Source organism: Acetobacter orleanensis, assembly GCF_001581005.1.
GTDB lineage: Bacteria > Pseudomonadota > Alphaproteobacteria > Acetobacterales > Acetobacteraceae > Acetobacter > Acetobacter orleanensis.
The window spans coordinates 59,336-78,852 of the sequence record NZ_LHZV01000065.1 but is presented as its reverse complement, the minus strand read 5'-3'; the positions used below and the strand labels follow the sequence as shown (position 1 = coordinate 78,852).

General features: G+C 60.2%; 17 protein-coding genes and 2 pseudogenes. 10 read left to right on the top strand and 9 right to left on the bottom strand.

Annotated elements, in window-relative coordinates; all coding sequences use genetic code 11:
- Nucleotides 1-6: 6 nt before the first annotated feature.
- A complete protein-coding gene (locus AD949_RS10325) occupies nucleotides 7-1,470 on the bottom strand; it encodes a protein adenylyltransferase SelO (protein WP_048835501.1) in 1,464 nt (487 codons plus the stop codon).
- A gap of 213 nt (nucleotides 1,471-1,683) precedes the next feature.
- On the opposite strand from AD949_RS10325, the gene AD949_RS10320 reads away from it, so the two are divergent.
- The 6 genes from AD949_RS10320 to AD949_RS10290 all read left to right on the top strand — a co-directional run bounded on the left by AD949_RS10320 (nucleotide 1,684) and on the right by AD949_RS10290 (nucleotide 7,392).
- Nucleotides 1,684-2,781: a branched-chain amino acid aminotransferase gene (locus AD949_RS10320; protein WP_048835502.1), complete on the top strand. Its 1,098-nt coding sequence runs from the start codon at nucleotides 1,684-1,686 to the stop codon at nucleotides 2,779-2,781.
- Nucleotides 2,782-3,029: 248 nt separating this feature from the next.
- On the top strand, nucleotides 3,030-3,887 hold the full coding sequence (locus AD949_RS10310; RefSeq protein WP_048835504.1) for a class I SAM-dependent methyltransferase: 858 nt from the start codon (nucleotides 3,030-3,032) through the stop codon (nucleotides 3,885-3,887).
- Between the two features lie 178 nt (nucleotides 3,888-4,065).
- Nucleotides 4,066-4,470: a PadR family transcriptional regulator gene (locus tag AD949_RS10305; RefSeq protein ID WP_048835505.1), complete on the top strand. Its 405-nt coding sequence runs from the start codon at nucleotides 4,066-4,068 to the stop codon at nucleotides 4,468-4,470.
- Nucleotides 4,467-5,039 (top strand): DUF1700 domain-containing protein, encoded by a 573-nt coding sequence (locus tag AD949_RS10300; RefSeq protein WP_048835506.1) that lies wholly within the window; start codon nucleotides 4,467-4,469, stop codon nucleotides 5,037-5,039. The genes AD949_RS10305 and AD949_RS10300 overlap by 4 nt, the downstream gene beginning before the upstream one ends.
- 27 nt (nucleotides 5,040-5,066) lie before the next feature.
- Entirely contained in the window at nucleotides 5,067-5,756 is a 690-nt protein-coding gene (locus AD949_RS10295) for a GIN domain-containing protein (protein WP_048835507.1), read from the top strand.
- 187 nt (nucleotides 5,757-5,943) lie between these two features.
- Nucleotides 5,944-7,392 carry a TolC family protein gene (locus AD949_RS10290; RefSeq protein ID WP_244463322.1) on the top strand — a complete coding sequence of 483 codons (1,449 nt, stop codon included), beginning with the start codon at nucleotides 5,944-5,946 and terminating at the stop codon, nucleotides 7,390-7,392.
- Between the two features lie 162 nt (nucleotides 7,393-7,554).
- Here the strand turns inward: AD949_RS10290 and serS are convergent, their stop codons facing one another.
- From serS to AD949_RS10250, 8 genes and pseudogenes are all read right to left on the bottom strand, one after another.
- Nucleotides 7,555-8,823 carry a serine--tRNA ligase gene (serS, locus tag AD949_RS10285; protein ID WP_048835508.1) on the bottom strand — a complete coding sequence of 423 codons (1,269 nt, stop codon included), beginning with the start codon at nucleotides 8,821-8,823 and terminating at the stop codon, nucleotides 7,555-7,557.
- Between the two features lie 3 nt (nucleotides 8,824-8,826).
- Nucleotides 8,827-9,654, bottom strand: coding sequence for a twin-arginine translocase subunit TatC (gene tatC, locus AD949_RS10280; protein WP_048835509.1), 828 nt, complete (start codon nucleotides 9,652-9,654; stop codon nucleotides 8,827-8,829).
- Nucleotides 9,651-10,319 (bottom strand): Sec-independent protein translocase protein TatB, encoded by a 669-nt coding sequence (tatB, locus tag AD949_RS10275; RefSeq protein ID WP_082064648.1) that lies wholly within the window; start codon nucleotides 10,317-10,319, stop codon nucleotides 9,651-9,653. The genes tatC and tatB overlap by 4 nt, the downstream gene beginning before the upstream one ends.
- 458 nt (nucleotides 10,320-10,777) lie before the next feature.
- Nucleotides 10,778-11,368: pseudogene (gene scpB / locus AD949_RS14750) on the bottom strand (SMC-Scp complex subunit ScpB); the annotation flags it as partial.
- A gap of 233 nt (nucleotides 11,369-11,601) precedes the next feature.
- Nucleotides 11,602-12,522, bottom strand: a pseudogene (locus tag AD949_RS10265) (segregation and condensation protein A); the annotation flags it as partial.
- A gap of 11 nt (nucleotides 12,523-12,533) precedes the next feature.
- Complete coding sequence (locus AD949_RS10260) at nucleotides 12,534-13,610, bottom strand: SPOR domain-containing protein (protein WP_048835510.1); 1,077 nt, start codon at nucleotides 13,608-13,610, stop codon at nucleotides 12,534-12,536.
- Nucleotides 13,610-15,397 (bottom strand): arginine--tRNA ligase, encoded by a 1,788-nt coding sequence (gene argS / locus AD949_RS10255; RefSeq protein ID WP_048835511.1) that lies wholly within the window; start codon nucleotides 15,395-15,397, stop codon nucleotides 13,610-13,612. Before argS ends, AD949_RS10260 begins: the two co-directional genes overlap by 1 nt.
- A 39-nt stretch (nucleotides 15,398-15,436) precedes the next feature.
- Complete coding sequence (locus AD949_RS10250; RefSeq protein ID WP_048835512.1) at nucleotides 15,437-16,630, bottom strand: deoxyguanosinetriphosphate triphosphohydrolase; 1,194 nt, start codon at nucleotides 16,628-16,630, stop codon at nucleotides 15,437-15,439.
- A 142-nt stretch (nucleotides 16,631-16,772) separates the two neighbouring features.
- Here AD949_RS10250 and AD949_RS10245 point away from each other — a divergent pair, with 142 nt between their 5' ends.
- The 4 genes from AD949_RS10245 (at nucleotide 16,773) to AD949_RS14145 (ending at nucleotide 19,514) form a co-directional block, all read left to right on the top strand.
- The gene (locus AD949_RS10245; RefSeq protein ID WP_082064651.1) at nucleotides 16,773-17,153 is read left to right on the top strand and encodes a HesB/IscA family protein; all 381 of its coding nucleotides are present in this window, start codon (nucleotides 16,773-16,775) and stop codon (nucleotides 17,151-17,153) included.
- A complete protein-coding gene (locus tag AD949_RS10240; RefSeq protein ID WP_048835513.1) occupies nucleotides 17,150-17,932 on the top strand; it encodes an exodeoxyribonuclease III in 783 nt (260 codons plus the stop codon). Before AD949_RS10245 ends, AD949_RS10240 begins: the two co-directional genes overlap by 4 nt.
- A 65-nt stretch (nucleotides 17,933-17,997) precedes the next feature.
- Nucleotides 17,998-19,368 carry an amidase gene (locus tag AD949_RS10235; RefSeq protein ID WP_048835514.1) on the top strand — a complete coding sequence of 457 codons (1,371 nt, stop codon included), beginning with the start codon at nucleotides 17,998-18,000 and terminating at the stop codon, nucleotides 19,366-19,368.
- Nucleotides 19,365-19,514 (top strand): hypothetical protein, encoded by a 150-nt coding sequence (locus AD949_RS14145; protein WP_156475928.1) that lies wholly within the window; start codon nucleotides 19,365-19,367, stop codon nucleotides 19,512-19,514. Before AD949_RS10235 ends, AD949_RS14145 begins: the two co-directional genes overlap by 4 nt.
- Nucleotides 19,515-19,517 lie beyond the last annotated feature (3 nt).

Here is a 19,517-nt window from a genome sequence, read left to right as displayed (position 1 = left end):
CAGGGGTCAGGTCCCGCAAAATGTATGGCGCACGCGCTCACTGGGTTGCGCGGGGCGGGCATAAGCCTCTTTCCCCGGCTGGTCGTCATACGGACGGGTGCAGACGGCGAGCAACGCTTCAAACTTCGAGAAATCCCCCTCATCCACCGCAGCCCTGATCATCGCTTCCACCAGATGATTGCGCGGGATAAAGGCCGGGTTGACCTTCTGCATTGCAGCGACACGCGCTGAAACTGTGCCTTCCTCTTCCCCGGCTAACCGCTGCCGCCAACGGGCCAACCATGGGCCGAAGGCTGCGAGCAGCTCTGGCACATTCTCCCCGCTGATCGCTCCTTCTGAACTCAAAGCACGGAAAGTCTGCGTGAAATCTGCCTGCGTTTCCTGCATGGTTTCCAGTAGGCTGCGGAACAAGTCCGTATCATCGGCCTGCTCTGTTTTAAGGCCCAGCTTTGCGCGGAAGCCCGCCAGATAGGTTGCCTGAAAACGCCCTTCAAACGCGCCGAGCGCGTCCTGCGCAACGGGCACCGCTTGTTCCTCATCCTCTGCCAGTAGTGGTAAAAGTGCTTCTGCCAGACGCGTGAGGTCCCACAGAGCCATACTCGGCTGGTTGCCGTAGGCGTAGCGCCCTCGTTCATCAATAAAGCTGAACACCGTGGTTGGATCATACTGTTCCATGAAGGCGCAGGGGCCGTAATCAATCGTCTCGCCAGAGATTGCCATATTATCGGTGTTCATCACACCGTGGATAAAGCCTTTGAGCATCCACTGCGCGACCAGATCCGCCTGTGCTGCAATCACACGCTCCAGCAAGGCCAGATAAGGCGCAGGAGCCTGAGCGACATCGGGATAATGCCGGGCAATAGCGAAGTCGGCCAACGCCCGCAGCCCGGTGAGATCCTGCCGTGCGGCAAAAAACTGGAACGTGCCCACCCGGATGTGGCTACTGGCTACGCGGGCAATCACGGCGCCCGGCAAAGGCGTCTCCCGCATCACCTGTTCCCCCGTGATAACCGCAGCCAGTGCACGGGTTGTGGGCACGCCAAGGGCGGCCATGGCCTCACTCACCACATACTCCCGCAACACTGGTCCGAGTGCCGCCCGTCCGTCCCCTCGGCGGGAGTAAGCCGTCCGGCCAGAGCCTTTCAGTTGTATCTCCCGCACCTGACCGCTGGCATCCGTCACATCCCCCAGCAAAAGCGCCCGGCCATCCCCCAGTTGCGGCACGAAATGCCCAAACTGGTGCCCGGCATAGGCCAACGCTACCGGCTGCACCCCCTGCGGCATACACGAGCCCGAGAGCATGGCCAGACCGTCCGGCCCGGAAAGCCAATCCACGTCCAGCCCCAGTGACTGCGCCAGCGGACCATTCAGTTTGATGAGCCGAGGCGCTGCAACCGGCGTGAGCACCGCAGAGGCGTAAAAATGGTCCGGCAACTGGCTGTAGGTCTGCCGTAGGGAAAAGGAGGTCATTGCAAAGGCCCTTCATCATGACAGCCAGTGGAGGAATATCCGGGTCTCGCAGGCAAAAAACAGCCAGACCGTATGGGAAAGGCAGATATGGGGACACTGCCCCCGCTCTGGCAACACACTTATGATCATGTTATTTAACGCCATCATCGCAACAAACGCTGTCAATGCAGGCACAGACAGACTGCACAGCAGGCCGCGGAGACGCCAGACCTCATGAACACCCCTACCAAAACCGCTTTTCAGATTACGCCAAAAGCCGACCGGGCTTCTCCGGCTGAGCGGGCATCCCTGCTTGCCAACCCCGGTTTTGGCCGCGTTTTTTCCGAACATATGGCTGTTGTGACGTACACGGAAGGTAAAGGCTGGCACACACCGCAAATCCTGCCGCGCCAGCCGCTAACGCTGGACCCCGCCGCCTCCGTCCTGCACTACGCGCAGGAAATTTTTGAAGGCATGAAAGCCTACCGCGCCCCCAATGGTGAGGCGCTGCTGTTCCGCCCGGACGCCAATGCCCGCCGCTTCCGCCATTCCGCCGAACGTATGGCCATGGCGCAGGTGCCGGAAGAGCTGTTTCTGGATGCCGTAACGCAACTGGTAGCACTTGATAAGGACTGGATTCCGGCAGCCGATGTCGGCACGCTCTACATCCGCCCCTTCATGATTGCGACAGAAGCCGCGCTGGGCGTAAAGCCCGCCGCAGAGTTCAAGTTTCTGGTTATTGCCTGTGCCGCTGGAGAATATTTCTCGCAAGATGCTGGCCCGGTCAGCGTGTGGGTGGAAGAACGCACGGTGCGCGCCTCCCGCGGTGGCACGGGTGAAGCCAAATGCGGCGGTAACTATGCTGGCAGCCTGACAGCTCAGATGGAAGCCAAAGCCAATGGCTGCCATCAGGTACTGTTCCTTGACGCCATTGAACGCAAATGGATTGAGGAAATGGGGGGCATGAACATCGTCATGGTGTTTGATGACGGCACCATTCTCACCCCCCCGCTGGAAGGCACCATTCTGCGCGGTATCACCCGGGATTCCCTGCTGACACTGGCACGGGACAAAGGCCTGACCGTGCGTGAAGAACCCTACGCCATTGACCAGCTTTATGCCGATGCAAAATCCGGCCGCCTGAAAGAAGCTTTTGCCTGCGGCACGGCAGCGGTTGTGACCCCTATCGGCACCCTGAAAAGTGCTGAAGGCACCTGCGTGATCAACAACGGCAAAACAGGCGAAATCACCACCGCCCTGCGCAAAGCCCTGTGCGACATCCAGTATGGTCGTGCGGAAGACACACATGGCTGGGTCAAGCAGGTTTCCTGATTTTTCTCTTTTGACCGCGATTTTTACAATCCTGCCCGGAATCTTTTCCGGACAGGATTTTTTATTATGGGTGATCGTCTTTTAAGACCCCAACCAGCGTCCACATAACACCCCCTCCCCACATCTCGGCCCGCACTATTTCGACCATGTATGGATTATTTGCGCGTCTGATAGTCTGCAAAGTGAATTGATCGATATCCTGAGTCAGTGCTGTCCTGATCAGACCCAGTCCTGACCGGAGAAATGCCATGGCAAACGCCTGCCCAAGTGTAACCGCATGGCGCGTCGCCCGACATCGAGCGAAACACCAGATATTGGAAAAGGGCGCGGTCTTTTCTGACCCTCTTGCACTCCAGATTGCAGGTGAAACGGCTGATGTTCTCGCCACGGAAGGCGATAAGGAAGGGGAAAAAGGCTTTCGTCTTTTCATGGCCATTCGCAGCCGCATCGTGGAAGACAAGCTGGCCGAAGCGGTACAGCGCGGCATAAGACAGGCCGTTGTCATGGGAGGCGGCGTTGATACGCTCGGCCTTCGCAATCCGCATGTAAAGAGTGGTCTCACTGTTTTCGAAGTGGATCGGCCACTTATGCAGGACTGGAAGCGTTCGCATCTTACGCAATTAGGACTGAGTGTGCCGCAGTCCCTGACGTTCGTTCCTGTGGATTTCGAACAGGACAACCTCCGCTCCTGCCTGATTAAGGCTGGTTTTGACCTTGCCATACCAGCTTTTTTCTCGTGGCTAGGCGTTGTGCCGTATCTGACGCAGGAAGCGATCGAAAACACCCTGCGTTTTGTTGCAAGCCTCTCTGGTTCCGAAATTGTCTTTGATTATGGTGAACCGCTCGAAAATTATGAAGGCTCGCACAGACAGCTCATGGAAGAGCGGAGTGCCTTTGTTGCCTCCGTTGGAGAGCCGTGGCTTAGTCGCTTCAACCCACAGGACATGCACGCCATTTTGCAAAAATGCGGACTTAATCATTTTATAGATTATGATCGTGCAGGCATTTCTTCCTACTTCGGCTGGCCCATAAAAAACACAAACACCAAAGCCAGTCCGCATGTCGTTGATGCGTTCTCCGCATCCGGTTGCCACCTCGGGCTATAAACCTGTCCGGCAGCCCAAAAGACACGCATTTCCATGGTGCACATGGCACAAATTTTTTATAAACCACTACCTTGCAATAGTCAGTTCTGGTTTGTATTAAATAGCTATCGAAAGCCACCAACGAGTCGTCCGTGCCAACCCAGTGCGGGCCTTTGGTGCCTCCAGAACAGGAAAAGCCGTGGAACCCAACCTTGTTCAGTTCAAGAAAGGCGTGCTGGAACTGTGTGTGCTTGCTCTTCTCGCGAAGGCAGATTCATACGGATATGACATTGCCAGCCGCCTGTCTGACGCCATTGATATGGGAGAAGGCACTATCTATCCGCTTATGCGTCGTATGCAGAAAGATGGTCTTGTATCCACGTATTTTGTGGAATCCCCCTCCGGGCCGCCTCGTAAATACTACACTCTGACGGAACAGGGCCGGCAGAGTTTGAACAGTCAGCGCACTGCGTGGACGGCCTTTACCAAAGCTGTCCACGCCGTTTTAGGCTCTGACGATACGCCCAGCCCTGCTCCGGCCGCCTCCTCTCCCACTCCAACCACTCTGACGGTCCAAAAAACCGTAAGGAACACACAGGCATGAACAGCAAACAGATGTTCCTTGACAAGCTGCGCGCAGGATTGAAAGGCCTCCCGCATTCTGTTGTTGAGGATATTCTTGCCGAATATACCGCGCATTTTGATGAAGGCCGCGCAGCGGGGCGCTCCGAAAGCGAGATTGCCACAGCCTTGGGAGACCCCTCACGTCTGGCGCGGGAAGTCAGGGCTGAGACTGGCATGCGCCGGTGGGAGGATGAACGGAGCCTCGGCAATGCTCTGGGTGCGATTGTCGGCGTGCTGGGGCTGGCCGCGCTGGATCTGCTGGTCGTGCTGCCAGTGTTATTGACTGTGGGCTCCATTGATCTGGCATTTTTTATTGCGGGAGCCTGCATCTGTCTGGCGGGGAGCATCATGCTGCCTTTCGCCCTGATCAGCCTGCTGCCCGGCTTTGACGGAGACTGGCTTCAGGGCGTGCTGATCAGCCTTGGCATGGCCAGTGGCGGGGCCTCCATCGTGGCCGTGTGCGCGCTGTTTACAATCGGCGTCATCAATCTGCTCATACGCTACGGCCGCGCCCATTATCGCCTGATTACACAAGCCAACCCGTCCTAATCCGCCTGCTCCTCAAGGAATTTCTCCATGATCCGTGGCATTACAATGATCGCGCTGGGCGGCGCAGCCCTCTCCGCCCTCTGCTTTGGTATGGCAACCGTCCGCGGACCGCTCCTCTTCCCGTCAACACAATGGACGCTGGACTGGGCAGGTACGGAACCCACAGGCCCCACCACCACCCGCACTCTGGACTGGCAAGGGAGCAACGCCCTGACCCTCAATCTGCCCGCCAGAATTATCTACACACAGGGGGAGAAGCCGGGCATTACGGTCAAAGGGTCTGAAAGGCTGGTGAACCGCGTCACCTTGCAGGGCAACACGCTGGATATGGCCGAAAGCAAGGACCACCATACCCACTGGAGCAACAATTCTCTGACCGTCACCATTACCGCGCCGGCCCTGAACACCCTTACGCTGAACGACTTTGGCACACTTGATGTGCAGGACTACCAGCAGCCGACACTGAACCTCGTCATTAACGGGGCTGCGCATGTGAAAGCCCACGGCCATACGGATAGCCTCAAGCTGACCATAGACGGCGCAGGCTCCGTGAAACTGACCAGCACCCCGCAGTCTCTGACACAGCAAATTGATGGAATCGGGTCTGTCTCGCTCCCGCATAAGGCCACCACGCCCACCCCACCAACACCTCCGCAGCCCCACAACGACAAGACTCAAGACGGAGAGTCTGAGGAAAATGAGGACACTTTCTTCTAACCACGAGCGCACGCTATCATCCCCGGCAGGAGACGGGCGGGCTTCCTTCTGGCATGTTCAGCGTCCTGTCAGGTTCAAGCTGTATGCAGAACTCCGGCACGTCCTTGCTTCCTCCCTTCCCCGACTCTCCTGACCGGAGGCCACTGGAGGGGAAACACCATGTTCTGACCGGGGTGTATGAAATCTAATGAAGGCTTCCCGCTGCTGCCTTGTTCTGTTGATGGTGCTCGGCACTCTGCACGCCGCCCATGCGCAGAGTGGGCCATCGTCCGTCAGCGAGGCTGCGTCCCCCCGTAGCAGCCTCTCCTTCCCGGATGCACTCGCCATGGCATGGGCGCAGGACCCGCTGCGCTCGGAACTGGGGACAAACCGTCGCTCGGCCGAAGCCCGCGCACGGGCCGCCGGAAGCTGGTTTGCTGGTGGGCCTTCCCTCTCCGGGTCCTATTTTGATGACCACGCTATTGGCACCAATATTGGCTATACAACCTATCAGGGCGGGGTAAGCGTACCACTCTGGTTGCCGGGGCAGGGCAGCGCCACCCGCAAACTGGCGCGAGCAGATGCGGAAGCCGCGACTGAGCGCACCAGTGCTGAGCATATGGCCCTTGCCGTCCGCCTGCTGGATGCATCCGCGACCGTCCTTCTGGCCCGCAAGCGGGTTATTACCACGATGGCCCTTTCTACTGCCGCAACACGCCTGAGCGAACATATGGCCGTTGCTGCGCGTACGGGGGAAGTGACACAGGCGGACCAGCAAATGGCCGAAGCTGCTCTGGCCACAGCCCAGACCGATGCCGCCATGGCGCAGGAAGAAGCACAAACCGCAACCGCCGGGCTGGTCGCGCTACTGGGCACTCCCGTTGTGCCGGACATTCAGGCTTTTTCTGCCCCGGAAAGTGCTGAAACACGACTTGTTGCCCATACAGTGGAAGAGAATGACCCACGAGTGCGCGCTGCACAGAAGGCAACCGCCGCCGCTCAAGCGGATCTGGTTCTGGCGCGTCGGTCCTTCATGCCCAATCCGGAAATCGGTGTGGGGGCCATTCATGAAGCACAATATGGCAGCCCGTGGGATACCCGTGTGGGCGTGAACTTTACCATGGCTCTGCCCAGTGCCGTGCATAACGCCCCGCTACTTGCGGAAGCCCGTAACCGGGTGGCCGCAGCGGAAACGCAGGAAACGCTGGCCCGCCGCATGGTCCGGCAGGAACTGGTGCAAATTCGCGCTCGTCTGGCTTCCGCTGCCGCAGCCCTCAAAAGCGCTCAGAACGCTGCGCGACAACTGGACAAGCGGGCCGATTTGCTGGAACGCTCATGGAAAATGCAGGAAAACTCTCTGGATGATGCACTGCGGGCACGACAGGCCGCCTACACGGCTGATCTGGTGAGAGACCGTGCGGAAATCCTCTGGCACAGCGCTATCCTCCGCGCCCTGATCGCAGCAGGCGCAATACCGGGGCTGGAGCAGTCCCCCACGGCAAGACCACGCCAGACCACCACGCTGATTGTGCCAACCCCAGCAGACACCGAGAGTATGGAGGAGACCTCTACCCCGCACACGCGGCAGCCGGGGGAGGCACTCCGTATTCCCGAACTGGTCTCCGCCCCCCGCAGCAGCGGCGCACCGATGCCGTGACATCCTCAACCGCTACGTGTCACCACCCATAGAGCTTCAAGCCTCAGGACACACGCCTTTACGCTAACCACCCACAACAAGCGGGACAGCAAAAACGCCGCAGTCCGCAAAGGCTGAAAACCCTTTGCAAACTGCGGCGCTCAAAGAAACAGACGGAGCGTTTTAGCTAATCCGCGCAAGGCCACCCATGTAGGGACGCAGAACGTCTGGCACCGTGATGGAGCCATCTTCATTCTGGCCATTTTCCATCACGGCAATCAGTGTCCGACCAACCGCAAGACCGGAACCGTTCAGCGTATGCACAAACACTGGCGCACCCCCACCTTGCGGGCGGAAGCGGGCGTTCATACGGCGGGCCTGAAAATCCCGCGTGTTGGAGCAGGAGGAAATTTCACGCCACGCGCCCTGCCCCGGCAACCATGCTTCAAGATCAAACGTCTTGGCGGCACCAAATCCGGTATCTCCTGCACAGAGCAACACGCGACGATAAGGCACGCCCAGTTTTTCCAGAATGCTTTCAGCGCAACGCGTCATGCGCTCATGCTCCGCGTCACTCTCCTCCGGCGTGGTGACGGACACCATTTCGACTTTTTCAAACTGATGCTGGCGCAGCATCCCGCGCACGTCTCGTCCGGCAGACCCGGCCTCACTGCGGAAACACTGGCTCAGCGCGGTCATGCGGCGCGGTAGCGTGGCGGTCTCCAGAATCTCTCCGGCGACAGAGGCCGTCAGCGGCACTTCCGCCGTAGGGATCAGCCAACGACCATCTTCCGTGCGGAAGGACTGATCGGCAAATTTGGGCAGTTTGTCCGTGCCATACATGGCGGCATCATTCACCAGCACGGGCACCTGTGTTTCCTCGTACCCGTTTTCATCCGTATGCTGGTCCAGCATGAACTGCCCCAGCGCACGGGCCAGACGGGCCAGCGCCCCCCGCAGCACCACAAACCGTGCGCCGGACAGTTTGGCGGCCGTGCCGAAATCCATCTGCCCCAGCGCTTCCCCCAGTTCAAAATGCTGGCGCGCGGTAAAGCTGAACTCCGGCGGCGTGCCCCAAACATGCTGGACCACGTTAGCCGTCTCATCCGGCCCATCCGGTACGGATGCGTCCAAGCGGTTGGGCAGACTGGCCAGAAGGTCGGTAATCTGACCATCCAGATCCGCTACGCGCAGTTCCAGATGCTCCATGTCCGAACGAATGGTAATGGCTTCGGCTTCCAGCGCGCTGCTATCGCCCTCCGTGCGTTTCAGAGCGCCAATCTCACGCGCCAGCGCCTTGCGGCGCGCCTGCTTTTCCTGCAGGGCGGTCTGGGCCTGACGCCGCTCCTCATCCCATGAAACAAGCTTCTGCCCGACAGGATCAATCCCGCGGCGCGCGAGATCAGCATCAAAAGCGGCAGGGTCTGCGCGCAGGGCGCGGATATCATGCATGGATCAGGAAGCCTCTTCCTCTGGGGTGGTCTGGTCAGACAGCGGGTCCGGCTTGGTTTTCGGTTCAACAAGCCGGGCTGCCAGAATAGAAATTTCGTAAAGCAGGACAAGCGGCACTGCCAGCCCGACCTGCGTAATGACATCCGGCGGCATGAGAATGGCGGCAATCACAAACGCCCCCACAATGGCATACCGGCGGAAGCGCCTGAGCATATCGGCCGTTACAATACCCACCCGCGCCAGCAGGGTGAGCACCACCGGCAGTTCAAACGCGACACCGAACGCCATGATCAGCTTCATCACCAGCGAGAGATATTCAGACACCTTGGCCTGAAGTTCAATCTGCACACCGCCGGAACTGCCCGGTGTCTGAAAAGAGAGGAAGAACCGCCACGCAATGGGGAAAATGAAGTAATAGGCCAGCGCCGCCCCCAGCAGAAACAGAACGGGCGTTGCTATTAAAAACGGTGCAAAAGCCCGCTTTTCCGAACGGTACAAGCCGGGTGCAATAAAAATCCATGCCTGAATGGCAATAATGGGGAAAGACATAAATGCCGCCCCAAAAAACGCCACGCGGATATAGGTAAAAAAGGCCTCATACAGCGCGGTGTAAATCAGGTGCGGCTGTTCACCCTGCTGCCGCATAATCTCGCCCAGCGGGCGCGCCAGAAAGAGATAGATGTCACCCGCAAAGTGGTAACACAGGGCAAAGCACAGCAGAAACGCAGCACCCGACCATAAAAGTCGGCGACGCAGTTCAAGCAGATGGTCAATCAGCGGCATTGGCTGATCATGAATCGGATCATCCTGCACGGGTTCGTTCTCCTTCATAGCCCGCGTCCAGCCTCCGTGCCGTCAGCCATCTGGCCGGGTGCTACTGATCCCGGTGCTACTGGCCCCGGTGCCACACGCCGCTGCCCGTGCATCAGCCGCACGGGGGGCAGAATGGCGGGCGGAAACAGCCGCTCGCGCTCCCTGATAATCCGCCGCACGTGGCTCGGGGGGAGTTCCGCCGGAGCGTCCACCACTTCATCTTCCACCAGCGGATTCAGGTCATCCAGCGCACTGCCGCTTGCCGTAACAGGTGGCAGGCTTGGCAGGCCGAGGCTGCGCTCTTCTAGCATGGCGGTGGACCCACCCGTTGTCCCGCCAAGTGCGGTCGGGCGGGTCGGCGCGTCCAGCCCGCGTGGGCCTGCCGGACGCACACCGGACGGTTCCTCAAAAGACCGCGCCAGAGTGCCATCACCATCAATGGCTTTCATAATCCGGCCACGCACGTTCAGATTGCGTAAATCCCGCACATGGTCCCGCACTTCGGTCAGGTCCGCTTCGCGCACCATTTCATCAACGTGAGACTGAAATTCACTGGCCATTTTGCGGGCTTTTTTCACAAATCCCGCCAGCCCGCGAATAGCGACCGGTAGATCCTTCGGACCAATGACGACCAGCGCCACCGCCCCTATCAGCGCAATTTCCGACCAGGCAAAATCAAACATCCGCAGGACCACCCTTCAGCATGGACGCAGATCTATCACGACCGCTGCGGCTCGGGAACCGCTCCGGCTCCGGCATCTGTGTCCAACACGGCAAAAGGTCTGGCTGAGCACACTCCTGCATCCACTCAGCGTTCCAGATCAGACGCATCACCGGCCTCATCCGCAGGTGTTAAATCCGGGTCTGTTTCGACCATATCTCCAGCGAACCGTGCGCCTGAAGCATCCGTCGCTTCCATTTCTACCGAAGAACCTTCGGCCACCTGCCGCTCTGGCTCTGGCTCTGGCTCTGGCTCTGGCTCTGGCTCTGGCTCTCCAGCAGTTTGACCGACCTGTTCTGTCAAGAGGTCTTCTTCGGACGATGAGTCCGCAAATGCTTTTTGGCTGACGTCTTCTCTTTCGTCCGCCGCACTCTCCTGCATTTCAGCAGCATCCTGCGCGGATACCCTGCTGGACGTTAGCGTATCGGGCACATCGACCAGCAATTCTTCACGCCGGGGGAGATCAGACAAAGCCCGGAGACCAAAATGCCGCAGAAAATCCGGGGTTGTGCCCCACAACACCGGGCGGCCCGGCACTTCCTTACGCCCTCGTGGAGCCACCAGAGACGCTTCAATCAACGTATCCAGCACAGTCTGACCAAGGCTGACGCCGCGAATTTCTTCAATTTCCACACGCGTGCAGGGCTGGTGGTAGGCAATAATTGCCAGCGTTTCCATCACCGCGCGGGGTAGGCGGCGAGGCTTTTCCAGAACACGGGTAAGAGCGGGCGCCAGATCAGGCGCTGTGCGAAACTGCCACCCACCGGCTACTTCCACCGGCACCACGCCGCGCCCTTCATACTGCGTGACAAGTGCTGCCATAACAGCCCCGACAAACGCCCCCAAATCCTCCACACCCTCCGGCACAAGCTGCCGAAGTTCCAGCAATTCGGCCAGACGCCGCAGACTGACTGGCTCGGTGCCGGCAAAAATCAGCGCCTCGGCCAGACGCACGGCATCGTCCGGCACCGTAAAGCCTACGTCTGCCGCATGTGGTTCGGCACCAGACAACGCCGCGATGACGTCCACCGCACCGGCCTCACCCTGTGCGCTGTGCGCAATCTGCTCTGGTGTTTCGCTCATGGGGTCTCCCTAACTGTGCCCCGTGCGCTGCGTCCGGGTGTCTTGTCATGCTCCGCGTCGGCGGGCGGGCGGGTGTCGCTCGGTTCGGTCTGTTCCGGGAGCACCCCCGGTTTTTCCTCTCCCTGCACCGCCGTGTGGCCAGAGCGAGCGCCACCCTGCACACTTTCTTCAGCATCCACCTCCTCATCATCAAGCAGAGGCTCCTGCACCTCCTGCGGGCGCAGAAGGATTTTGCCAAAGGTTTCATCCTGCCGCAGTTCCAACCGACCACTTTTGGCCAGTTCCAGCCCTGCAATCAGCGTGCCCGCCACAGCAGCACGGCGCTGACGCATGGCGTCTTCCCCCACACCTTCTTCCGGCAATTGCTCGGGCAGAAAGGCGTCCAGACTGTTCCAACCCGGCGGTGTTTTACCCAGCAGACGTGTCAGGCGGGAGAGCGCATCCTGCACGGTCCAGAACCGGATGGTGCGTGGCGCATAAATCCGCTTGCGGGCTGTGCGCCGCATAGCCGCCATATACGCGCGCATCAGTTGCGGCATATCCAGTGCAAGGCCAGAGCGGTCAATTTCAATCAGGTTTTCACTCTCGCCACGGGCAAAAACATCCCGCCCAAGCCTCGGCCTTGTCTCCAGCCAGCGGGCCAGTTCCGTCATGCAGGCCAGTTCTATCAGCCGCTCCTGCAAAAGTTCGGCGGCGTCTTCCCCTTCCGCAGCCAGTTCGTCTTCTGCTGGCAGGAGCAGGCGGGATTTCAGCCACGCGAGCCATGCGGCCATCACCAGCCAATCTGCCGCCAGTTCCAGCCGCACTTTGCGAACGGAGTCCACAACCGCCAGATACTGTTCCACCAGTTGCAGGATGGAAATGCGGGAGAGGTCAACCTTCTGCGCCCGCGCAAGATCCAGCAGCAGGTCAAGCGGGCCTTCAAATCCGTTCAGCGACAGGAGGGGCACGCGCGGCACACCACCGTCCGCAGTCGCGCCTGCCGTTACGGGCGCAGAAAGACCAGAAACCTCTGCCTGATCAGGCAGAGGCTCCGAGAGAGTCAGGTCTTGCACGCTGTCAGTCGGCTGCGCGGCATCCATTCTGTCTGCCCTTAATGGACCTGCGTACAGCCCAGTCCACGCTCACGCACAGCACTACAGAACGTGCGCGTTTCCGCGACGGAGGCAAACCCGCCAACCCGCAGACGGTAGAAAATCGCGTTGTCCCGCTGCACTTTTTCAATCACTGGCGTGCGGTCTGCAAACAGCATCGGATAACGCGTTTTCAGGCGGCTCCATTCCTGCTGAGCCTGCGCCTCGCTCTGGAGGGCCGCCAACTGAATGCGGTATTTCCCCCCGGTGCTTGCGCTTGCCACAGGTCGGCTCTCCTCCGGCTTCCGCGCAGGTTCAGCCTCTTCCGCAGGAGCTACCTTTTTCGGCACCGGCTTGGGGGCTACCTTGGCTGGCACGGGAGCAGCAGGCACCGCGGCAGGGGCAGAGGCACCGACTGGAGCACTGGCCGCGGCATCTCCTGTGGCAGAGTCATCCGCAACACCGGCGCTGGAATCCGGCAGGCTTTCCGGCTGCGGCGAGGCTTCAGCCTGCGGTGCGCCACCGGCTGTTGCAGATGTTGCCGGTGCGGAGGCGTCCCCAGAAGGAGAAGCAGCGGCAACGTCTTTACCCGCGGCAGGCACTTTTGCCTGATCCGCAGACGCCACGTCACCGGGGGCTGCCCCCTCTGCGTCGGTGGCAGCCGTTTTGGCAGCCTGCTGGCCATACTGTGCGGCCAGCGCTCCCGGATTAGGCTTTTCCGGCGCAGGCACCGGATGCGCCTGCCCATCATCCGCCTCCGGAGTGCTCAGGCCGTCCACCTGCATCCCGCCCGGATCAACCGGCTTGGTCTTCATGGCAACAGGCGGCGGACCGAGTACGGGCACACCGCTCTGGTGGTGGCCCATCAGCGCCCAGCCACCAATGCCCAGCACCAGCAGGCCGCCCAGTCCGGCCGCACCATAAACCAGTCGGCGTGTGCCAGTATCGCTGCTGAGAAACTGGGAAATCACGCCTCCGCCAGCATTGCCCGCAGAAGCAGCCGAACGGCGGGGGGGCGGCACATCATAATCCGTGCTCATGCGTTCCCGCGCACGGCTAATCCGCTCGTCAAAAGACCCTTTGTCGTTTTCGCTCATTAACGCATCTCCTCCACAGGCTCTACGCCCATGACAGCCAGCCCGGACCGGATAACGGTTGCCGTTGCCGCAACCAGCGCCAGCCGCGCCCGGGTGGCGTCCGGCGCATCAGGCTGGAGGAAGCGCAGAGACGCATCATCCCGCCCACGGTTCCACAGCGCGTGAAAATCACCCGCCAGTTCCGCCAGATAGAAGGCCACGCGGTGTGGCTCCCGCGCAAGGGCGGCGGCCTCAACCAGACGCGGCCATTCCGCCATCCGGCGGGCCAACGCCATTTCTGCATCGGAATTCAGGCAATCCAGCGGCACGGTTGCCAGAACCTCCGGTGTGACGGCCACATACGTGCCGTCTTCCTGCGCGGCCCGTAGCACTGAGCGGCAACGCGCATGGGCATACTGCACGTAAAAGACCGGATTATCACGCTTCTGCGCCACCACCAGATCCAGATCAAACTCCATCTGCGCATCACTTTTACGGGTCAGCATGGTGAAGCGCACGGCATCCTTGCCTACTTCATCAATCAGGTCCCGCAATGTGACAAACGTGCCTGCCCGTTTGGACATTTTAACCGGCTGACCATCGCGCAGAACGTGCACAATCTGGCACAGCACCACTTCCAGCGGCACGGTATCGTTCGTCACGGCGCGCACGGCGGCCTTCATGCGTTTGACGTAGCCGCCATGGTCCGCGCCCCACACATCCACCATCATCTGCGCGCCACGGGCCACCTTGTCCGCATGGTAGCCAATGTCATTGGCGAAGTAGGTGTTGGTACCGTCCGATTTGCGCATCGGACGGTCCACATCATCCCCGAACTGCGTGGAGCGGAACAGGAGCTGTTCGCGCTCTTCCCAATCCTCCGGCAGTTTGCCTTTGGGGGGCTCCAACACGCCTTCATACAGCAGACCCTGCTTTTCCAGCGTGTCGATGGCGGCATCCGTCACGCCATCCCGCAGTACCTGCGCTTCTGACGTAAAGACGTTCTGATGCACACCAAGGGCCGCCAGATCATCTTTAATCGCCAGCAGCATTTGCGCTACGGCGAAGTCGCGCACCGTGTCCAGCCATGTCAATTCCGGGGCCGGATTTGCGCCGGGTTCCGCCAGATTGTCCCCATACTGGGCCATCAGCGCTTCCCCAACCGGGATCAGATACTCACCGCGATATTGCAGGCCGGTCGGCGTCAGGGCACCAAATGCCTCTTCCGTCATGGTCGTGCCAAGCGCCTGTAGGTAACGCCAGTACACGGCCCATGCCAGCGCCTTCACCTGCGCCCCGGCATCGTTAATGTAGAATTCCTTGGTGACGTCAAACCCGGCCTTGGCCATCAGGTTTGCCAGCGCATCCCCCACCACGGCCCCACGGCAATGGCCCACATGCATCGGACCGGTAGGGTTGGCGGACACATATTCCACATTGACCCGCACACCCGCGCCGGACTGCGACTCGCCATAGGCTTCCCCGACCTTCAACACATCAGGCAGAATGGCGCGCAGCACATCCGGGGTCAGGGTAATATTCACAAAACCCGGCCCGGCAGCCGCCACGCGGGCAACGCCTTCAACCTTTTCCAGCGCAGCCACAAGGTCCGTTGCAATGTCAGCAGGCTTGCGGCGGGCCGCCTTGGCCAGCAGCAGAGCCGCATTGGTTGCCATATCCCCATGGGCCGCATCACGCGTTGGGGTGACTTCCACACGGGCCAGCGTTTCTTCCGACACATCAGGCAGCATCGCCCGTACGGCGGCCAGAACGTGGTGACGATAACGCTGGAACAAACAGTCTGACATTACACTCAAGATCCCAAAGAAAGCGGTAGAACCGCGTTTTCAGCCTGCTATGGACAGATCAGTCAACCGGCGATGTTCTTCCATCGCGTAGCGATCCGTCATGGAGGCGACATAATCGGCCACAGTCCGCCGTAATCCGGCGTCATCCCCTGCCAGTGCGGGCTCACGCCAGCCATCAGGCAGCAATTTGGGCGACTCCACCAAAATGGTGAACAACTCACCCGTCACGCGCTTGGCCTTATAGGTCATGCGGTTGACGCGCCAGTGCCGGTAAAGCTTTGCAAACAGGAACTTTCTAATCCCTTTGTTCGCGTCCGCCATCTCGGGACTGAAGGCCACAACGGGCTCAGACGCCGCCCGAATTTCCTCAACGCTCTGCGGGACCATATCGGCCAGCCGCTGGCGGGTACAGACCAGCACATCCGTTGTCAGAGCATGGATCACACGCCGGACCATTTCATGCCGGATACGCTGTTTTGTATGCGGTGTTCCAGCGGGGAGATCCGCCGCCAGTTTGCGCGCTTCCCACAAGGCCTTGCCCACCAGAGGCACATCCACCAGATCATCCAGCGAGAGCAGGCCGGACTTCACGCCGTCATCCAGATCATGCCCGTGATAGGCAATGTCATCCGCCAGCGCCGCCACCTGTGCCTCTCCTGAGGCATATGTGCCCAGATCAAGCGGCCATTGCGCATCAATCTCACGCAGACGTTCTGAGGGATTGCGCACCGGGCCGTTATGTTTGGCTAACCCTTCCAGCGTTTCCCATGTCAGATTCAAGCCATCAAACGCCAGATAACGCCGCTCCAGCAACGTCACCTGCCGCAAGGCCTGTGTGTTATGGTCAAACCCGCCCCATGGCTGCATCTGGGCAGCAACAGCTTCTTCCCCTGCGTGGCCAAAGGGCGTGTGACCTAAGTCATGCGCGAGAGCGACGGCTTCCGTCAGGTCCTCATCCAGCAGCAGATACCGCGCCATGGAGCGCGCCACCTGAGCCACTTCCAGAGAATGGGTCAGCCGGGTGCGAAAAAAATCACCCTCATGGTTAATAAACACCTGCGTTTTATATTGCAGCCGCCGGAACCCGGAGGAATGCACCACGCGGTCCCGGTCCCGCTGCCAGGGAGAGCGGGTGAGGGATTCCTCTTCCGCATGCAGACGGCGGCCCCTCCCCGCTGCCACTTGCACGGCATAGGGGGCGAGAAACTTCTGTGCGACAGCCTGTGGTCCCATAAGTCTTCCGGTCCTGCTTGCTCTGACGTGGGCGGTTCTGCATCCCGCTCACAGAACGCGCACACTAGGACATTGCGTTAAAATTGACCATGCGCGCGCCCTGCCCCTTCAAACTCATGCGCACGCACGCTATCTAGAAAGCATGACCCAGCAGATCATGCCTCAGCCCTTCTCCGTCTCCGATGCCGCAGCCGCGCGCATTGCCCGCGTTATCGCAACCCGCACCGCGTCTGCCGCCACAGACGGGAAAGCCCCGCCTGCCGCCCTGCGCGTGGCGGTGGAGGCCGGGGGCTGCAACGGCTTCCAGTATCAGTTCAGGCTGATCGGCCCGGAGGATGTCGCCCCAGATGACATCCGGCTGGACAAGGGCGAGGCTCTGGTGGTGGTGGACCCGGTGAGCCTTGATCTGCTCGCCGGAGCCCAACTGGATTTTGCGGACAAGCTGATGGGCGCGCATTTCACGGTGAACAACCCGAACGCAGCCTCCTCCTGTGGGTGTGGCACGAGCTTTTCCGTCGCATGAAAATCGCGAGTTGGAACGTCAATTCCGTCCGTCAACGGCAAGACCTCATTCTGGACTGGCTCAAGCGCCACACACCGGATGTGCTGATGATGCAGGAAATCAAATGTGAGACCGCACAGTTTCCGGCGGATATTTTTCGGGAAGCCGGGTATGAGTGCGCCGTCGTCGGGCAGAAATCCTACAACGGCGTTGCCACGCTGGTGCGAGGGGCTTTTGAAACCACCTCTGACCATCTGCCGGGCTTTGACAACCCGGCAGCCCGCTACGTGGAAGTGCGTACGCAGGGTGTGACGCTCGGCAACCTTTATCTGCCTAACGGAAACTCAGGCGGAGAAGACGGTTATGCAACGAAGCTGACTTTTTTCGAGGCGCTCGCCCAGCGCGCACGGACTTTCCTGCACGCGGACACAGATTTCATACTGGCTGGCGACTATAACGTCTGCCCCACTGCGGAAGATTGCGCCCCCGGCGCGCTGGGGCCGGATGACGCCCTCGTGCGGCCAGAAAGCCGCGCGGCATGGCGCAAACTAGTCTGGCTGGGGCTGACGGATGCCCTGCGCGCTGTCCACCCCACAGGCACGGCTTACACCTTCTGGGATTATCAGGCTGGAGCATGGCAACGCGACTGCGGCTTGCGGATTGATCATGCCCTGCTCTCCCCCCGCGTTGCAGAACGGCTGATTGATGCGGTGCCGGACAAGGAAGAACGCGCCATGGACCGTCCGTCCGACCATGTGCCGCTGGTTGTCACATTGAAGGATACGGCCCCTGTAGCCTGACCCTATCCTGCACCTAGCTTCAGCGCCCGCAGGGTGCGGAATATTCAAGACGGAGTTTGCCTTTCATGCCCGCAGCCCCTCACTCGCTCCTTTCCATGGCGCAGGCTCTGGCAGACGGCACACTCCGCAGCCGGGATTTAGTGGAACAGGCTCTGGACCGCATAACGGACCCGCAGGGCGAAGGCCCGCGTACATTTGTCGCCATTCACGCTGCGTCCGCCCGCGCGACTGCGGATGAAAGCGATCAACGTCGTAAACAGGGCCATCCGGTTCCCGCCCTGTCCGGCCTGCCTGTATCCGTGAAGGACCTGTTTGACGAAGTAGGGTCCGTAACCAAAGCAGGCTCCCGCGTTCTCGAACACGCCGCTCCGGCTAGACAGGATGCCCCGGCCATTGCCAACCTGCGCAAAGCCGGGCTGATTTCTATTGGCCGCACGACCATGACCGAGTTTGCATTCTCGGGCATTGGCATCAACCCACACACAGGCACCCCCGCCAACCCGTGGGACAGAGCCAACCGCCGTATTCCGGGCGGGTCTTCCTCCGGAACCGCTATTTCCGTGACCGATGGCATGGCGGCGCTCGGCATTGGGAGCGACACGGGAGGCTCCTGCCGTATTCCTGCGGCGCTCACTGGTCTGACGGGCTATAAGCCCACTGCCTCGCGCATTTCCACAGAAGGCACAGTCCCCCTCTCTTTTACGCTGGATTCCGTTGGTAGTCTGGGCCGCACCGTCTCCTGCTGCTGGGCGGCAGACCGTATATTGTCCGGGCAGAGCGTGACACTGTCAGACACCTTGGCACCGCGCATGACCAGTGCGCCACGTCTGGGCGTGTTACGCACTTACGTAACGACAGGTCTGGATGCCACGGTAGCCCGCACCTATGAGCACGCCTTGCGCAGGCTTGAACAGGCCGGAGCTATCCTGACAAACATCAGTTTTCCGGAACTGGATACTCTACCGGACATCAACGCGCTGGGCGGTTTCCCTGCGCCAGAATCCCTCACATGGCACGAAAAACTTATTGAAAAACACGCGGACCTTTATGATCCATTTGTGCTGAAACGCATTTTACGCGGCAAGGAACAAACTGCCGTGGACTATATTACACTCAGACTGCGCCGCCGCGCCCTGATTGCCAAAGCAGCCGAAAGACTGGACGGGTATGACGCCATTCTGATGCCCACAGTGCCCATCATCGCGCCACGCATTGCCGATCTGCACGATGAGGGCCATTACGCAGCGACCAACCTCCTGCTTCTGCGCAACCCGACAGTCACCAATTTTCTGGACCGCTGCGCCATCAGCCTCCCCTGCCATGAACAGGGCTCTGCTCCTGTAGGCCTCATGGCCATGGGCCGGCATATGGGCGATGAACACCTGTTTGCGGTCGCCGAATGGCTGGAACAGGCTCTTAGCAGACCAAACTCATGAGATGGTTCCGCTCACGCCTGATCTGCCACCTTCTCGGGCACCGCTGGTCTGACTGGACACTCCAGCGCTCATGGGATGGCAAACACGACTTCCACCACCGCCACTGCACACGCCCCGGCTGTCTGGCGACTGAAAAAGAGAGCTAACGC

Excerpts from the sequence above, each read along its gene's own strand:
- AD949_RS10240 (WP_048835513.1), top strand. The coding sequence starts at position 17,150 with ATGAAAATCGCGAGTTGGAACGTCAATTCCGTCCGTCAACGGCAAGAC.
- AD949_RS10290 (WP_244463322.1), top strand. The coding sequence starts at position 5,944 with ATGAAGGCTTCCCGCTGCTGCCTTGTTCTGTTGATGGTGCTCGGCACT.
- tatB (WP_082064648.1), bottom strand. The coding sequence starts at position 10,319 with ATGTTTGATTTTGCCTGGTCGGAAATTGCGCTGATAGGGGCGGTGGCG.
- AD949_RS10295 (WP_048835507.1), top strand. The coding sequence starts at position 5,067 with ATGATCCGTGGCATTACAATGATCGCGCTGGGCGGCGCAGCCCTCTCC.
- AD949_RS10250 (WP_048835512.1), bottom strand. The coding sequence starts at position 16,630 with ATGGGACCACAGGCTGTCGCACAGAAGTTTCTCGCCCCCTATGCCGTG.
- AD949_RS10310 (WP_048835504.1), top strand. The coding sequence starts at position 3,030 with ATGGCAAACGCCTGCCCAAGTGTAACCGCATGGCGCGTCGCCCGACAT.
- tatC (WP_048835509.1), bottom strand. The coding sequence starts at position 9,654 with ATGAAGGAGAACGAACCCGTGCAGGATGATCCGATTCATGATCAGCCA.
- AD949_RS10245 (WP_082064651.1), top strand. The coding sequence starts at position 16,773 with ATGACCCAGCAGATCATGCCTCAGCCCTTCTCCGTCTCCGATGCCGCA.
- argS (WP_048835511.1), bottom strand. The coding sequence starts at position 15,397 with ATGTCAGACTGTTTGTTCCAGCGTTATCGTCACCACGTTCTGGCCGCC.
- AD949_RS10320 (WP_048835502.1), top strand. The coding sequence starts at position 1,684 with ATGAACACCCCTACCAAAACCGCTTTTCAGATTACGCCAAAAGCCGAC.
- AD949_RS10235 (WP_048835514.1), top strand. The coding sequence starts at position 17,998 with ATGCCCGCAGCCCCTCACTCGCTCCTTTCCATGGCGCAGGCTCTGGCA.
- AD949_RS10260 (WP_048835510.1), bottom strand. The coding sequence starts at position 13,610 with ATGAGCGAAAACGACAAAGGGTCTTTTGACGAGCGGATTAGCCGTGCG.
- AD949_RS10325 (WP_048835501.1), bottom strand. The coding sequence starts at position 1,470 with ATGACCTCCTTTTCCCTACGGCAGACCTACAGCCAGTTGCCGGACCAT.
- AD949_RS14145 (WP_156475928.1), top strand. The coding sequence starts at position 19,365 with ATGAGATGGTTCCGCTCACGCCTGATCTGCCACCTTCTCGGGCACCGC.
- serS (WP_048835508.1), bottom strand. The coding sequence starts at position 8,823 with ATGCATGATATCCGCGCCCTGCGCGCAGACCCTGCCGCTTTTGATGCT.
- AD949_RS10300 (WP_048835506.1), top strand. The coding sequence starts at position 4,467 with ATGAACAGCAAACAGATGTTCCTTGACAAGCTGCGCGCAGGATTGAAA.